13 protein-coding genes are annotated in these 17604 nt (G+C 25.4%); 8 read left to right on the top strand and 5 right to left on the bottom strand.

Annotated features, from left to right (window positions below; all coding sequences use genetic code 11):
• Positions 1–235: 235 nt before the first annotated feature.
• Complete coding sequence (locus tag EV215_RS08985; protein ID WP_134113679.1) at positions 236–3304, top strand: pullulanase; 3069 nt, start codon at positions 236–238, stop codon at positions 3302–3304.
• Positions 3305–3400: 96 nt separating this feature from the next.
• Here EV215_RS08985 and EV215_RS08990 read toward each other — a convergent pair whose 3' ends face one another.
• From EV215_RS08990 to EV215_RS09010, 5 genes are all read right to left on the bottom strand, one after another.
• Positions 3401–4357, bottom strand: a complete 957-nt coding sequence (locus EV215_RS08990) for an ROK family protein (protein ID WP_134113680.1) — start codon at positions 4355–4357, stop codon at positions 3401–3403.
• A gap of 76 nt (positions 4358–4433) precedes the next feature.
• Positions 4434–5726, bottom strand: a complete 1293-nt coding sequence (locus tag EV215_RS08995; protein WP_208320364.1) for a glucose-1-phosphate adenylyltransferase — start codon at positions 5724–5726, stop codon at positions 4434–4436.
• Between the two features lie 14 nt (positions 5727–5740).
• A complete protein-coding gene (locus tag EV215_RS09000) occupies positions 5741–6202 on the bottom strand; it encodes a chemotaxis protein CheW (protein WP_166667393.1) in 462 nt (153 codons plus the stop codon).
• Positions 6203–6211: 9 nt separating this feature from the next.
• Entirely contained in the window at positions 6212–8017 is a 1806-nt protein-coding gene (locus EV215_RS09005; protein ID WP_134113682.1) for a methyl-accepting chemotaxis protein, read from the bottom strand.
• A gap of 49 nt (positions 8018–8066) precedes the next feature.
• A complete protein-coding gene (locus EV215_RS09010; RefSeq protein ID WP_134113683.1) occupies positions 8067–9875 on the bottom strand; it encodes a chemotaxis protein CheA in 1809 nt (602 codons plus the stop codon).
• Positions 9876–10050: 175 nt separating this feature from the next.
• Between EV215_RS09010 and EV215_RS10695 the strand changes: the two genes are divergently transcribed.
• The 7 genes from EV215_RS10695 (at position 10051) to EV215_RS09045 (ending at position 17562) form a co-directional block, all read left to right on the top strand.
• Entirely contained in the window at positions 10051–11283 is a 1233-nt protein-coding gene (locus EV215_RS10695) for a thymidine kinase (protein ID WP_134113684.1), read from the top strand.
• 1 nt (position 11284) lies between these two features.
• A complete protein-coding gene (locus tag EV215_RS09020) occupies positions 11285–12124 on the top strand; it encodes a KH domain-containing protein (protein ID WP_243832415.1) in 840 nt (279 codons plus the stop codon).
• A 16-nt stretch (positions 12125–12140) separates the two neighbouring features.
• Positions 12141–12569 (top strand): HD domain-containing protein, encoded by a 429-nt coding sequence (locus tag EV215_RS09025; RefSeq protein ID WP_134113685.1) that lies wholly within the window; start codon positions 12141–12143, stop codon positions 12567–12569.
• An 11-nt stretch (positions 12570–12580) separates the two neighbouring features.
• Positions 12581–14344 (top strand): TIGR03960 family B12-binding radical SAM protein, encoded by a 1764-nt coding sequence (locus EV215_RS09030; protein ID WP_134113686.1) that lies wholly within the window; start codon positions 12581–12583, stop codon positions 14342–14344.
• A gap of 132 nt (positions 14345–14476) precedes the next feature.
• Positions 14477–15295: a PHP domain-containing protein gene (locus tag EV215_RS09035; protein ID WP_134113687.1), complete on the top strand. Its 819-nt coding sequence runs from the start codon at positions 14477–14479 to the stop codon at positions 15293–15295.
• Positions 15296–15318: 23 nt separating this feature from the next.
• Positions 15319–16779, top strand: coding sequence for a sensor domain-containing diguanylate cyclase (locus EV215_RS09040; protein ID WP_134113688.1), 1461 nt, complete (start codon positions 15319–15321; stop codon positions 16777–16779).
• Positions 16780–16812: 33 nt separating this feature from the next.
• A complete protein-coding gene (locus tag EV215_RS09045) occupies positions 16813–17562 on the top strand; it encodes a hypothetical protein (RefSeq protein WP_134113689.1) in 750 nt (249 codons plus the stop codon).
• The last annotated feature ends 42 nt before the right edge of the window (positions 17563–17604 follow it).

Raw genomic sequence — 17604 nt, forward strand, 5'->3', positions numbered from 1 at the left:
TATTTTGTCAATATTTTTTTGTTTAATTATAACTATTAATTCTTCTAATTTTTAATATCTTATTTTAATATATATTACAACATATTAAATATATGTATTTATTTTTACATAGAATTTGTCTTAAAAAAATAAAAGCTTTTTTAACTTGATAACGTTTCCAAAAAATATGTTGATTTTTGGAAATTTATGTTGTATATTTATATTGTATGTATTAAAATTAAATTAAGGAGTGATTATGATTATGAAAAGTAATTCTAAAAAATTAGTTTTTTCTCTAATTTTTTCTTCTTTATTAATAGCTGGTTGTTCTTCTAATCAAGAAAATAACCCTGTAGAAAAAGTTTCTACTGCATCTATTTCTAAAGATTTTTCCAATCTTACTGTTCATTACCAAAGAGGAAATAGTGATTATGATAATTTTACTATTTGGGCTTGGGATGATGTAGATTTTACTGGTGATTGGCCTCATGGTATAAAATATAGTGGAATCGATAATTATGGTGCTGTTTATTCACTTCCATTAAAACCTAATCCAAAAAAAGCTAGTTTTCTTTTTGTTGATGAAACAGATGGCGATAATGGAAAAGATGGTAGTGATAAAATTATTGATGTAACTAAAACAAACGGTTCTGTATGGGCTATGCAAGGTAGTGACGTTGTGTATTATAGTGAACCAGATCCTATTGAAGATAATGAGATAAGAGTGCATTACAAAAGAGATGATGGTAACTATGATAATTTTACTGTTTGGGCTTGGAATGATGCAGATTTTACTGGTGATTGGCCTCATGGTATAAAATATAGTGGAATCGATAATTATGGTGCATATTATGATATACCTTTAAAAACAAATAGAGATGAAGCTAATAATTTAGGTTTCTTATTAGTTGATGAAACTCAAGGTGACCCCGGTAAAGACGGTAGCGATAAAGCATTTACTAAGCTAGCAAAATATAAAGAAATATTTGTTGTTCAAGGTAGCGATGATGTATTTATTGGACCAAATATGGAAACTCCAGATGGTCTTGAAGCTGCTGATATTATAGATGATAATAAAATTTCTCTTAAATTTACAAATACAGAAGACATTAATGAAGAAAATTTAATCTTAAAAAATAAATATAGTATTTCTACTGATATAAAAGATATTAAAATAATTGATAACAAAAAGGTGGTTATTACTGCTGATCTAAGAAAAGATTGGTATCCGTACACTATAGAATATGAAGGATTTAAAATAACATTAAAACCAGGACTTGCTTATTTTGATAGCAAATTTAGTTATACAGATGATGATTTAGGTGCTATATTCAATTCTGATGGTAGTATCACATTAAAAGTATGGGCACCAACTTCTGAAGATGTTCAAGTAGCAATATTTAAAAAGTCTAATCCAGAAATTGAAGCTGAAACTATTCCTATGAATTTAACTGAAAAAGGAGTATGGGCTGTAACTTTATCATCTGATTATAAAGGTGATTTTTATCAATATAAACTAAAACATCAAGGTGAAAAAAAGTATACTTATGCTTTAGATCCTTACGCAAAATCTATGTATGAATTTAAAATAAATACAAATGCTTCTAATAGAGCTATAACTGATGCTATTGGTAAAGGTGCTTTAGTAAATCCTAGTGAAATAGCTCAAATATCAAGTTTTGCTCATATTGATGGATATACAAAAAGAGAAGATGCTATTATATATGAAATGCATGTAAGAGATTTCACTTCTCATATTGATGCAAATACTTCTGCTCAATTTGGAACATATAAAGCATTTATTGAAAAACTCGATTATCTAAAATCATTAGGTGTTACTCATATTCAATTACTTCCTGTACAATCATTTTATTATGGCGATGAATCTAAAAATAGTGAAAGAGAATGGAATTATTCTGCTAAAAACAACAATTATAACTGGGGATATGACCCTCATAGCTATTTTGCTCCAGAAGGAATGTACTCTGAGAACCCAAAAGATCCTGCTTTAAGAATTAAAGAATTAAAAGAATTAATTCAAGCGATTCATGATAAAGGTATGGGAGTTACATTAGATGTTGTATATAATCACACTGCAAACTCTGAAATTTTTGAAAGATTAGTTCCAGGATATTATGGATTTTTAAATGCTGATGGTACTCCTAAAACTAGTTTTGGTGGATTACAAATGGGTACTACTCATGCTATGACAAGAAAGTTAATTATTGATTCTATTAAATATTGGACAAAAGAGTTTAAAGTAGATGGATTTAGATTTGATATGATGGGAAATCTTGATGCTAAAACAGTACAAATGGCATATAACGAAGCTGCAAAATTAAATCCTAATACTTTATTTATAGGAGAAGGTTGGAGAACATTTAATGGTGATGCTGGAGTAACTGGTATAGTTCCTGCTGACCAAGATTGGATGAATAAAACTGATGACGTAGCTGTTTTTTCTGATGAAATAAGAAATGAGCTGAAATCAGGATTTGGTAGTGAAGGTGAGCCTAGATTTATTACAGGTGGAGAAAGAAATATAAATACTATATTTAATAATATAAAAGGACAGCCTAGTAATTTTAATGCTGATGATCCAGGTGATGTAGTACAATATATTGCTGCACACGATAATTTACCTTTACATGATGTTATTTCTCAATCAATAAGAAAAAGTGTAGCTACACACGAAGATGAAATTCAAAAAAGAATTAGACTAGGTAATACTATTATTTTAACTAGTCAAGGTATAGCTTTCTTACACGGTGGACAAGAATATGGAAGAACAAAACAATGGAAAGGTACTGGCAAACCAGAAGATAAATATACTGTAGTTCCTCAAACTAAAGAAATATTTATACATGATTCTTATGATTCGTCTGATAGAATTAATGCATTTGATTGGACTGCTGTAGAAAAAAATGGAAGAGGATATTTAACAAAAGAATATACAAAAGGATTAATAGCAATAAGAAGAAGTACTGATGCATTTAGACTTGGTTCAAAAGATTTAGTTGATTCTAATGTATCTTTATTATATCCAAATGCAAATAAATCAGCTAAAATGATAGCTTATAAAGCTACTGCTACTAATGGTGATGAATACTACGTATTTATTAATGGTTATGCAAATGGTGAAACTCCGAGAGATTCATCTTTAAAAGCTGGTGTATTTGAATTAAATGAAGATTTATCAACTGGTCTTGTACTTGCTGATAATGATGAAGCTAATGTTAATGGTGTAAATGAAATTTCAGGTGTTACTTTTGATGGAAATAAAGTAATCTTAGATCCATTAACTGCTGTAATTATAAAAAAATAAGCATTCCCTCCTTTTTTAAGATAAATAAAAACTATAGCTTTTATATTTGAAAATCTCAAATATATCTGCTATAGTTTTTTTATTTTAATATATTATTTATATTTCTAATAATGCTGCTGCTCCAACTACTCCTGCATCATTTCCAAGTTTTGCTTGCACTATCTCTACTCCTTCTAATGTTACTGAAAGAGCATATTTAGAAAGTTCTTTTTTTACTTTATCGAATAAAAAATCTCCTGCAAGGGCTACTCCTCCACCTACTACTATTACTTCAGGATTTAATACATTTAACAAGTTTCCTATTCCTAAAGCTAAATATCTTGCAGCAAAATCAACTATATCTTCTGAAAATTTATCTCCTTCTTTTGCAGCATCAAATATATGTTTTGCTTCTAATTCATTTATATTTCGATTTATTTTTTCCCATAATAGATTGTTTTTATTTACTCTAAGTCTTAAAACAGCTTCTCTAATTATTCCTGTAGCAGAAGAATATGCTTCCCAACATCCTTTTTGTCCACATCCACAAAGTCTACCATCTGCTTCAAGTTTTATATGACCTACTTCAGCCCCTGCTCCGGTAAATCCCTCAACCAATTTTCCTTCAACTACTATTCCTCCTCCAATTCCTGTTCCTAAAGTAAGTCCTAATACATTTTTATATCCTTTAGCTGCTCCCATCCAAGCTTCTCCAAGTGTTATAACATTTGCATCATTTCCTACTTTTACAGGAAGTTCTAATTTTTCTTCAAGTATTTTAGCAATATTTAAATTTCTCTCCCAAGGAAAATTTGCAAAAAAAGTAACAGTTTCAAAATTTATAACAGGCCCTGGAATCCCAAGTCCAGCTCCTTTTACTTCTGACTTATCAATATTTTTTTCATTTAATAACTCATTGATAAGGTTTGCTATTCTATCAAAAGTATCTTCTACACCTTTTTCAGAATTAGTTTTTATAGATTTTGATACTACCACTTTTCCAGTAGCTTCATCTACAATTCCTGCTTTTACATTTGTTCCTCCTAAATCGATTCCAACAACATACTTATTCATAATAACTCCTGCACCTCCAAATTTTTTAATAATTATATATAAAATAATAACATTTATCAAGCCTTTTTCAATATATTTATAAAAAAAGGTCAAAAAAACCATTTTCTTCAGAACGATGTATTGTTTCGCCACTTTTTAATTTATCTATTCCTGTAAAATCAATTTCTTCCACTTTTGACATAATTCTACAATTTCTTTCTATTACCATATTAGCAGGAATTCTTGCAAATTTTCCTATTACATTTAATCCTGAATAAAGTTTATCTGGTATTTCTTTATTGGGAGTCATATTTTCTCCTACTCCTATTTGACTATTTTCTCCTATATATACTTTTTTATCTATAATTCCTCTATCTACATAAGCATTTTTCCCAACAATAGTATCATTTAATATAATAGAATTTTTTACAATAGCTCCTTTTTCAATAATTACTCCTGGGGAGATTACAGAATTTTCTACATACCCCTTTATTACACAACCATTTGATATAAGCGAATTTTTAGTTCTTCCATCACCTATAAATTTTACCGGAGGTCTTTCTTCACTTTTTGTTCTTATCATAAAATGCTCTTCATATATATCTATAGGTGGTTTTTCTGATATTAATTCTAAATTAGTTTTCCAATATTGATCTAAAGTCCCTACATCTCTCCAATATCCTTTAAATTCAAATGCTTTTATCTTGTATTCATCTATATTTTCTGGAATAATATCTTTTCCAAAATCACTTTTTCCATTTGGTCCACAGTTATTTAGTAACAACTCTTTTAAAACTTCAAATTTAAAAATATATACTCCCATTGATGCTAATTCACTTTTAGGATTTTCTGGCTTTTCTTCAAATTCTAAAATATTTTTATCTTTATCTACTGATAATATACCAAAATGATGAGCTATTTTTCTATCTACTTTTTTTACAGCTATTGTTATATCCGCATCTGTTTCTTCATGTCGCTTTATCATATCCCTATAATCCATTTTATAAACATGATCACCAGCCAAAATAAGTACGTATTTTGGTGAATAATCTGCTACATAATTTAGATTTTGATACACAGCATTTGCAGTCCCTACATACCATTTACCATTTGTTCTTTGGTACGGAGGTAAAAGAGTTACTCCACCATACGATCTATCTAAATCCCATGGCTTACCTACCCCTATGTGATCACTAAGTGATCTTGGTAAGTATTGCGTTAATATTCCTACTGTATAAATATTTGAATTTATACAATTACTCAATACAAAGTCAATTATTCTATACTTCCCAGCAAATGGAACTGCCGGTTTTGCTCTATGATTTGATAAAATATCAAGTCTTGTCCCAGCTCCTCCTGCTAAAATCATGGCTATTACTTTTTTTCCCATACTTCTCACCAGCCTCATTTTATTGTTTCAAATATCTTATCTACATTAACTATAGATATTTCTTTTGTTTCTTCAATTTGTACTTTAGCGTTAATATATGGATTAATTTTACAAAATTTTATAATTTTTTCTTTCTCAATTATTAAAGTATCATAAATTTCATCTACAATCAACGCAAAATTTTTCTTTTTATTAGAAATTATTATATAAATTTTATGTTTTTTCTTTTCTTCTATATTTTTAACATCTAATTTTTTTTTAATATTAAACACTGGAACTATTTCTCCTTTTAAATTAATTATTCCTAAAATGTACTCTGGTAATTCTTCTATTTTTTTTAATTTTAAGTTTATTATTATTTCTTGTATATGATTTATATGAATTAAAAATTTCTCTTCTCCTAATCTAAATAATATAAACTCTTCTCCTGATTTTGAAAATTTTAACATTTCTTCATAATTAATATCATTTGACATATTCATCACCTAATTTTCTTTCTTTTCGCCTGTTACTTTAAATTGCTCTACTTGCATTATAAATTCTTGTATTTTTTGATAAAATACTGTCATTGCTGTAGAAACCTCTTCAGCAGTTGAGGCATTTGATTGTGTTGCTGCTTCTAAATCTGCAATTATTCTATCTACAACTTCTATATCTAGTCTTTGCTCATCTACACTATCTCTAATATTTTGTATTATTTTATTCATTTCATGTATTTTTTCTGATATTTCACTTATAGAATTAGTTGTTTCATTTACTAATTCATTTCCTTTTTCTATTTTATCTACTGTAACTTTTATTCTTTTATTTATTTTTTTAGCAGATTCACTACTTTTTTTAGATAAAGCTCTTATTTCACTTGCAACTACAGCAAATCCTCTTCCTTGTTCTCCTGCTCTTGCAGCTTCTACTGCTGCATTGAGTGCCAAAATATTTGTTTGGAATGCTATTTCATCTATAATCTCTGTTATATCTTCTATTTGTTTAGAGCTTTCATTTATATTTTCCATAGAGCTTTTTAACTCTTTTGAAGCTTCTTCAATTCTCAATGTATTTGTAACTATTTCTTTTACTTTTTCTGTTGCTAAAATAGTTTGTGCAACGTTGTTATTTACTCTTATTCCTATTTGTTTCATTGTGCTACTATTATCTTCTAATGATGCAGCTTGTTCACTTGTTTTTTTAGCTAAGTCTTCATTTGCCATATTCATCTCTTCGGCAGAATTCCCTATACTTTGTGCTTCATTTTTTATTACTGATATCACTTTATCTAATTTTTCTATAAAAAAGTTAAAATTACTAACTAATGCCATAAATTCATTTGTTGTACTACTTTCTATTCTTACACTTAATTCCCCTTTTGCAGCTACTTTTATTTTATTTACAATATTAATTATAGGCTTTGTAAATTTTCTAGAAAATCTATCTACTATAAAATAAGTAAATAATACTATTAAAATTACTATTAATAATGTTGTATTTTGTAAATTTTTTAAATCTTTTTTTAAATCAGATGTTTCCACTGCCCCTATAAGAATCCAATTATTTTTTAACTTACTATAAAATAGTGTTTTGTTTTTCCCTAAATATTTGTATTCTAATATATCTCTAGTTTTTAAAAATTGTTTTTTTTCTAAACCTTCTATTCCATTGACATTAAAAATATTTTTATTATTAAGATCGATATTGGGATGATATATAAAATTAAATTTACTATCTAATAATGCGTAATATCCACTTTTATAAAATTCTCTTTTTTTTAATTCTGTATAAATTTTATCATAATCAAATTCTATTCCTATTACTCCATATTCTCTCCCATTTAAATACAATACTCTTTGATATTTTATTTCTGTTATCCCTTTGTCACTCTCAGGTAAACTCCAACCTTCAAAATAATCAATATTTTTATCTATTTTTTCTTTTGTATATATCCCATCTTTATCATAATCACTTAACATCACTCCTCTACCGTCTTTCAATTTTATATAAATTCCTAATTTTTTTTCTAAATCTAAATATTTCAGAAAAAATTTTTCTAAATCTTGTATTTTTTTATTATCTACTATATTTTCATTGTATAAATTAAAGTATGTATCTATTATATTAGTATCTTGAAAAAGTTCTTTTTCAAATAATAATTCTTGTTCATTTATTTTAGAATCTAATATTATTTTATAATTTCGTTCAAACATATTTTTACTTATAATGTTTATAGAAAATATCATTAATGTTGACATTATTAAAATTGATATCATTACATTCAAAGTAATTTGTTTCGTTATTTTCATTTATATACCTCCAAATTTTTTTAATAAATTTATATTAATTTTTTTTATTTTATAGTAATTTTGGATTAATAACTGGAACTAACTCTCCATTTCCTAATATAGTTACTCCTGAATATTTTCTTAATTTATCATAAGTTACATTTATATCCCTAATAATATATTCTCTCTCATCTAATATGTCCTTTATAAAATATCCTTTTTTTTGATCTCCATTTTTAAGTATCATTATTACTCTATTTACTATATCTTTATTCGAGTCAATATATCCTACTTCATACTCTTCGCCTTTATATTTTATTTTATCCTCTATTAATTCTACGTTATTTACATCTATTATTTTTTCTACACTTGATAATGGTATTATATATTTTTCGTCTGTTTTTACTAAAAATCCTTCTATTATAGATATTGTATTTGGTACTTTTAATATAAACCTTGTGTATTTATCTGTTTCTGTTTCTATTCTTATTTCTCCACCTAATTCTTCAATAGTTGATTTTACTACATCCATCCCTATTCCTCGTCCTGATATCTCTGTAACATAGTCAGATGTTGAAAAGCCAGGTAAAAATATAAGTTGTAAAATTTCTTCTTTTTCCATTGTTTTATTTATATCTACAATTCCTTTTTCTAAAGCTTTTCTATATATTTCATTACTATCAAGTCCTACTCCATCATCTTCTATCTCTATTACAATAAAATCATTTTCTTGATATGCTTCTACTCTTATGTGACCTGTTTCTATTTTCCCTTTTCTTCTTCTTTCACCTCTGCTCTCTATTCCATGATCTAACGAATTTTTTATCATATGCTTTAATGAAGGAGCTATTTTTTCTAATATAGTTTTGTCTATTTTTGTTGTTTCTCCTAATATTTCGAGTTGAACATCTTTATCTAATTCTATACATATGTCCTTTACTATTTTATTTAATTGATAAAACAAAACATTTGCTTGAATTAATCTAATTTGAAAAATATCTTCTTGTAATTCTTTTGTAATGTTTTTTATTTTACTCAATAAATCTATATATTGTTCTCTATATTCTTCATTAACTTTCTCTTCAAACATATATAATCCTGATTGCTTTATAGAAAGTTCTGTTATTGAATTAAGTAAACTATCCAATATATTTGTTTCTATTCTTACAAATTGTATATTTTTCAATTCTTCAATATTACTACTTAATTTTTTCTCTTTATTTTTTTTCTTTATTTCTCCTTTTTGTACACTATATTCCCCTTCACCAGATAATAAAACTTCTAACATTCCTTTTATTTCATCTAAATTTTCCAATAAAACTACTACTTTATAATTTCCTTCTTTTTCTTTATCTATCGATATTAATTTCCCATAAAAATCAAATAATTGTTCTATCTCTTTTATTTTCAAACTTCTTTCTTCATAAAACTTTAAATGGAAAGTATATACCTCTTTTCCTAATTCTTTTTTTGTATCAATTTTCTGAGTTACTAAATTTATTTCCTCTTCTTTTTTATTCCTTTTGCAACTTTTTTTATTTTGATTTTTTGAAAATTCTGTCGAAAGAGCTTTTTCAAAACCTTCATTTTCAGCTACTTTTATAAATTCTCTTACTTCATCCAACTTATCTAATACTTCTCTTACTATTTTTTCTTTTTCTTTTCCTTCTTTCCACCTATCCTCTATTTCATGAAAAAATTTTGAGTACTCATCAATATCAAAAGTAGCAAAGTCTCCTTTTAATGTATGAAAATGTCTTCTAATTTGAACATCTGTTTCCTCATCAATATCAGAATTATATTCATATAATATTTTTTCCAAATCTTCTACTATATCATAAACTTCCTCAAAAAATATCTTTATATATGAATTATCCATAACTCCTCCTTTAGAGAATTATTTATCAGCTTATTATGAAATTTCTCCTATATTCTTTATACAAAAAAAAATCAAAATTCTTTTTATTTTTTTTATTTTTTTATTCTTTACAAACTTCAATTAAATTGATAATATATATATTCTATGATATAATAAAAAATAGAGGTGATGAAAATTGCATTTGTTTTTAACTGAAGGAATGGGTTGGTTAGAAGTTATAACTGGTAGTATGTTTTCTGGAAAAAGCGAAGAGTTAATAAGAAGATTAAGACGTGCAAAATATGCTAATCAAAAAGTTATTGCTTTTAAGCATTCAAGTGATAAAAGATATGATAATACAAAAGTAGCTTCTCATTCGAAAAATTTTATAGAAGCTATTCCTGCAAGTAATGCAAAAGAGATAGAAGAATTAGTATTTGAAAAATACTATGATGCTGAAGTTATAGGAATTGATGAAGTTCAATTTTTTGGTCTTGATATAGTACCCGTTGTAGAAAGATTTGCAAATATAGGAAAAAGAGTTATTGTAGCCGGTCTTGACCAAGATTTTAGAGGTGAACCATTTCATCCTATGCCAGAATTATTAGCTAGAGCAGAACATACAGATAAGTTAAATGCTATATGTATGGTATGTGGAAGTCCTGCTTCTCGTACTCAAAGACTTGTTAATGGAGAACCTGCTTATTATGATGACCCTATTATCCAAGTTGGTGCTTCTGAATCATACGAAGCTAGATGTAGAAAATGTCATATAGTAAAATATAGAGAAAAAAAAGAAGGAAAACTATATTTTATAGTTGGTACAAGCACTGAAATAGGAAAAACATATTCTACTATCAATTTAATAAAAGATGATTTAAAAAACAATAAAAATATTATTGCATTAAAGCCAATAGAAACTGGATTTAAAACATTTAATTCAATAGATGATTCTGATAGTGGAAAATATGCTAAATTATTAAATAAAGAACTTTCTGAAATTAATGAATATTTTTTCAATAAACCATTATCTCCACATTTAGCTTCTATTGCTGATAATACAATTATTAATCTAAATAACATTAAAACTAAAATTAATAATGCTCTTAATAAATATGATACAGTTTATATCGAGGGAGCTGGTGGTTTATTAGTTCCTTTAAAAGATAAATTTACTTTTTTAGATCTTATTATTGCTTATAGACAAAAAGCTGAAGTTATTTTAATCTCTGCAAATACATTAGGAACAATTAATCATACATTACTTACTGTTGATGTCCTCAAAAGAAATGATATAAAAATAAAAGGTATTATTTTTAATAATATTGATAATATAAAAGATGAAAAATTTTTAAATGATAATATAGAAACTATAAAATCATTTACAAATATTGAAATTTTAAAAACTATAGATTATAAGGAAATTTGAAATGATAAATATTAGAAAATTAGAAAAATCTGATAAATTCGGCTATTTTTTTTGGATAAAATACAATGGTAAATTTTTTGATGCTTTTGATAAAATAAAAAATAAAAAAACTATAAAAGAAGAATTTGAAATTTCTCTAAAAAAACTTGGAATATCTTGGGCTAAAGGTATACAGCAAGGTGGTAGAACAGATAGCGGTGTTAGTGCTAATAAAAATTTGCTCTATATTTCTACTTATTTTAATGGTGATTTAGAAAAATTAAAAAACGATTTTAATTATTTAAATAAACATTTAAAAATTATTAAAATCGAAAAAACTATACCAAATCTTGTTATTCCTGATATTATTCAAATGCGTGAATATATTTATACCTATCCAAAAGAAAAAATAGATATTTCGGAATATGAAATTATTGAAAAATGTAAAAGTCTTTCTGGAGAATATGATTTATCAGAATTTACAGATTTCAAAGGGAAAAAACTTAAAAATCCCATTAGAAAAGTTAATATTATTTATGAAAATAATTCTCTTGTTTTTAAAGGAAATTCATTTTTACCAAAACAAATTAGAATTATGAGTAGTTATATTTTTACTAATACAAAAAAAATCTTCCCTGCAAAATATCTTACATTAAATAATATTATATTAAAAAAAGAATATCAAAATTTAATTATAAAAGAGATAAAAGAGCTCTCTATAAATGATGTAACTAAAATTGAAAAGTTAAATGATATTTATATATTATATACTAATGATAAAAGTGCTTTAATTGGTAAACGTGGAAAAAATATAAAAAAATTAAGAAAAAAATTAGGAAATGTCATTATAAAAGGGAATTAAGTTTGTGGGAGGATAAATGCTTTACAAATTAAAACAGGTATTAAATATCATATACCCTAAAATTAGAGAAAAAGATTACCAACTTGTTATAAAATATTTAGAACCGCTTGAATTAAATATTTTCAACGAAATGTCAACTTATGATAAAAAACACTCAATAAACATTTTAAAAGATTGTTTGAAAAACGAGAAACTAAAAGATGATATTTTATATTTAAAGCTTGCTCTTCTTCATGATTGTGGAAAAGATAAAAAAACTAAATTTTATCAAAGAGTTTTTCATTCAATTACAAAAAAGGGAGTTTTACAATTTCATACAAAACGTGGTTTTGAAAAAATAAAAGATATAAATTATAAATTAGCTTTACTTATATTAAAACACCATAATAAAAATATACAAAATGAAAAACTAAAAATATTTAGAAAAATAGATGATAGAAATTAGAAAGGAAAACAATGGTAAATATTGAGAAATACCTTTTAAAAGTAGAAAAACCAGCTCAATATCTTGGTAATGAATTAAATACAGTTCACAAAACTGATTTTATTAGTAATATGTGTTTAATATTTCCTGATACTTATGAAATTGGTATGTCAAATTTAGGTATAAAGATACTATACACTATAGCAAATAAAGTAGATGGTTTTTCTTTAGAAAGAGCCTTTTCGCCTATGGAAGATATGGAAAATATACTTAGAGAAAATCATATTCCTATGTTTTCTTTAGAAAGTAAAACACCATTAAATGAATTTGATTTATTAGGTTTTTCTTTAGGCTATGAACTTTGTTATACAAATATACTAAACATATTAGAACTTGCTAACATTCCTCATAATAGAGAAGAAAGAGGTGAGGAGCATCCACTTATTATGGCAGGTGGAAGTTGTGTAGTAAATCCTATCCCTTTAGAAAAATTTATGGATTTTTTTATTATTGGTGATGGAGAAAATGCCATAAAAGAAGTAGCTGAATTATTTGTAAAAAATAAAAATTTATCAAAACAAGAAAAATTAAATTTATTAAAAGATATAGAGGGAGTTTATGTACCTTCTTTACATGATAAAACTAAAAAAATAAAAAAAGCAATTGTTAAAGATTTAAATAGCGTAGAATATCAAGGTGAACAAATAGTATCATATATTAATATTGTTCATGACAGATCTATTATAGAAATACAAAGAGGTTGTAGTAGAGGTTGTAGATTTTGCCAAGCAGGTATTATTTATAGGCCTATTAGAGAAAAAAGTTTATCTACAAATTTAAAACAAATTAAAAACTCTATAATGACTACTGGATATAATGAAATTTCATTATCATCTCTTAGCAGTTCTGATTATAGTAAAATAGATATTCTTCTTCAAAATATTCAAAAAAAATATTCAAAAGATAATATTAGTGTATCATTACCATCTCTTCGAATGAATCCTCACTCTGTAAAAGTAGCAGAAGAGATTCAAACAGGGAAAAAAACTGGCTTTACTTTTGCTCCCGAAGCTGGATCACAGCGAATGAGAGATATTATTAATAAAGGAGTTACAGAAAAAGAAATAATTGAAACAGCCATTGCTGCTACAAAAGCTGGTTGGAATAGCTTTAAATTTTATTTTATGATTGGACTTCCTTTTGAAACATATGATGACATTGAAGCTATCAAAACTCTTATCCAAAAAGTTTTATGGGAATGTAGAAAAATAAAAAAAGGAATAAACATAACTGTAAGTGTTTCTAATTTTGTACCAAAACCTCATACTCCTTTTCAATGGACCGAACAAATGAATTTAACTGAAATGGAAGAAAAACATAAATTTTTAAAAGAACTTTTTTCTAGAGTAAAAGGTGCTACACTAAAGCTTCATTATAGAGAAACATCTCTTCTTGAAGGAGTTATTTCTAGAGGTGATGAAAAAATAGGTGACCTTATTGAATTAGCCTTTAAAAAAGGTGCAAAATTTGATAGCTGGAAAAATAAATTTGATTTTGAATATTGGTTAGAATCAATGAAAGAATTAAATATTGATTATAATGATTATCTTAGACAGAGAGATGAAAACGAGACTTTACCATGGGATTTTGTAGATATCGGTGTTTCAAAAAAATTTTTATTAAATGAATGGGAAAAATCAAAACAGGAAATTCTTACTATTGATTGTAGAGAAAACTGCGCTGCTTGTGGTATCAAAAAATATGTCCCAGAATGTGGAAATATTTTATCAGATTAATATATAAAAGGGATACTTAAAAATCCCTTTTTTTATTTGATATATTTCTATTATTTTGATATAATTTTTTAATCTTAAACTAATAACTTAAAATTAAAAAATTTTTAAATATAAAAAAAATGAGGTATAATTATGATAGATTTACATATACACACTACTGCTTCTGATGGAACTTTATCTCCGATAGAATTGGTCAAATATGCTAAACAAAAAAATTTATCTGTTATCGCTATAACTGACCATGATTCAATATCTGCTTTAGAAGAAGCTATTTTAGAAGGAAAGAAAAAAAATATTACTGTTATACCTGGAATTGAATTTTCTACTGAATATAATTACAAAGAAGTTCATATTTTAGGATATTTTATAGATTATACAAATGAAGAATTAATAAAAACTATAAATTCTTTAAAAAATGAAAGAATCAATAGAACTTATAAAATTATAGAAAAATTAAATATTAATAATATAAATATATCTATGGAAGATATAGAAAAAGAAGCTAAAGGCGATGTTATTAGCAGAATGCATATATCTAATGTTCTTTTGAAAAAAAATTATGTATCTACAAAAGCAGAAGCTTTTGAAAAATATTTAGGCATTGGAAAATCAGCTTATATTAAAAGAAAATTAACACCTTTAAAAGCTATAGAAATTATTAAAAACTCTGGTGGTTTAGCAGTTTTAGCTCATCCAAAACTAATACATTTAGAAAATGAGAAAGAATTTATTTCTTTGTTAGCTCAAAATAAACTGGATGGAATAGAAAGTTACTATCCTGGATTTTCTTCTAGTGATGTTGATAGATATATTAATTTTTGTAATATTTATAATTTGATACCAACTGGTGGCTCTGATTTTCATGGTCATAATCGCTTGACTTCTGATCTAAATATGCTTAAATTACCACAAAAAATTTATTTGAATTTACTAAATAGATTAAATGTTTAGTAACTATTTTTCGGGAGGAAAAAATGCACATAAGTAATATGAACACATTAAATAAAGCTATTTTAATTAATTTTATTACTATACTCACTTTAATACTCTTAGATATAATTTTTTTTACAATTAATAATCAATATTTTCCTTTAATTTCTTTGACTCTATTATTTGGAATATATTCTTATATTTATTTTTCAAATAATATACTTATTAAAACTAAAAAATATAGCCTTTCTTTGGCTTTTCCGATTATTTTATTATTAACTATACCATTTATAAATATAAGAAATTTATTAATACAAAATATTATATTTCTAATGTTAATTATTAATAGTCTCTATTTAAATAGAAAAGTCTTAAGAACAAATTTTTTATCTATTTTTGTTTCTATTTTTATCTTATTTTTAATTGATAAAAACCATTTAATAATAACTTTTTTTGATTTAAATAATTTTATAACTTTTTCTTTAAATTTCATATTGATTTTCTTAACTTTAAGTACATTAATTAGATGGTACAATAAAAATATTGCTACTTTTAGAGATACTTTAGATGTATTAGAGCAATCGGAAGAAAAATATAAAAAAACTATTCAAAATATTCAAGATGGATTAATTATATTAGGAAATAACCGTATTGAAGAGTGTAATGATATTTTTGCTAATATGGTTGGATGCTCTTTAGAAAATATAATTGGTGAAAGACTTGAAACATTTATTGAAAAAGAACATTATGAAAAAATATCTAAATATTTTTTAGAACTTATTTTTGATGAAGTAGATACTATAAGTTTTGAAACTAATTTTATAAATAAGAAAAATAACGAGATTATTAGAATTATATTTAGTGCTGCTAAAGTAGAATTTTTTTCTTCCTATAAAATACTCGCAACATTAAAAGATATTACTATACAAAAAAATGTAGAAACTCTTTTAAAAAATAATGCAAAATTATTAGAAGAAAAAGTTAAGGAAAGAACTTTAGAATTAGAAGAAGCAAATAAAAAATTAAATGATCTTATTCAAATAGATGGGCTTACAAAATTATACAACTACAAATTCTTGACAACAAAAATAAAAGAAAAAATAGATAATTCTTTAAAAACTAGCAAACCTTTATCTATTATTTTACTTGACCTAGATCATTTTAAACTTATTAATGATAATTTTGGACATCTTACTGGTGATGAAGTCTTAATTAAACTAGGAAAATTAATGAAAAATATCATCGGAAATAACGGTTATGTTGGAAGATATGGAGGTGAAGAATTTTTAATTCTTTTACCAGATTGTATTTTGGAAAAAGCTGTTGAATATGGTGAATTAATCCGAAAAAAGGTAGAAAAATATAATTTTGAAGAATTTAATGTAACTATAAGTGGAGGAATAGCTACATTTTCAAAAGAAGATAATAGTTATTCTTTAATTGATAAGGCAGATAAAAAATTATATGAAGCTAAGAAAAATGGACGAAATAAGATTATCCATTAATATTGTAAATTTAAAATAAGAAAGGAAGATTTTATGAAAAAAACATTGATTTTTATGACATTTTTATTAATAACAAGTTTCTCTTTTGCAAGTGGACTTTTTATTAAATCTGGCCCTGCTTGGAAACCTATAAAAAAAGAAAATAATACACAAACTGAAACTTTTAATAGAAACTGGCATTTAGAACTTGATTTAATGGGAAAATTAAGTGAAACTTGGGATATTGGTGCTGGTATAGAATTTAATAAAAGATATGAAAATGAAAATGGTAAAGAAGACCTTGGATACCTCCCTATTTATATATCAACACGATATAAATTAAGACAAGTAAATACCGCATCTTTTCCTTATCTAATAGGCCGAATTGGTTTATCTTTTCCAATAAAATATACAGATAATATTGAAACTGTAAGTGGTGGTGGATATGTAGCACTTGGAATAGGTTTAGAGCTTGACCACATGATTATTGAGCTTGTGTCTTCAGCTGCATCTATACAGCAAAGCGAGCTTTTAACATCAAATAAAACTATAAAGTTTGAAAAAGTTTCATTAATGTTTGGATATAGATTTGGAGAAAATTATTATACTCCTAGAGCTCTTTATAAAGCTCCTGTGCAAAAACAACCTATAATAAATACAAAAAATACTCCTATTAACGAAACTCCAGAATATAGTAAAGATGTCAAAGAAAGACTTGATAATTTAAAACAACTTCGTATTGACGGGTATATTACAGAAGAAGAATATTATGAAAAAAGAAAAGAAATATTAAGTGATATTTAAGAGCTTGATTTACAAGCTCTTTTTTTATAGGATTTTTTATTG

It is taken from the genome of Hypnocyclicus thermotrophus (assembly GCF_004365575.1).
GTDB classification, from domain to species: domain Bacteria; phylum Fusobacteriota; class Fusobacteriia; order Fusobacteriales; family Fusobacteriaceae; genus Hypnocyclicus; species Hypnocyclicus thermotrophus.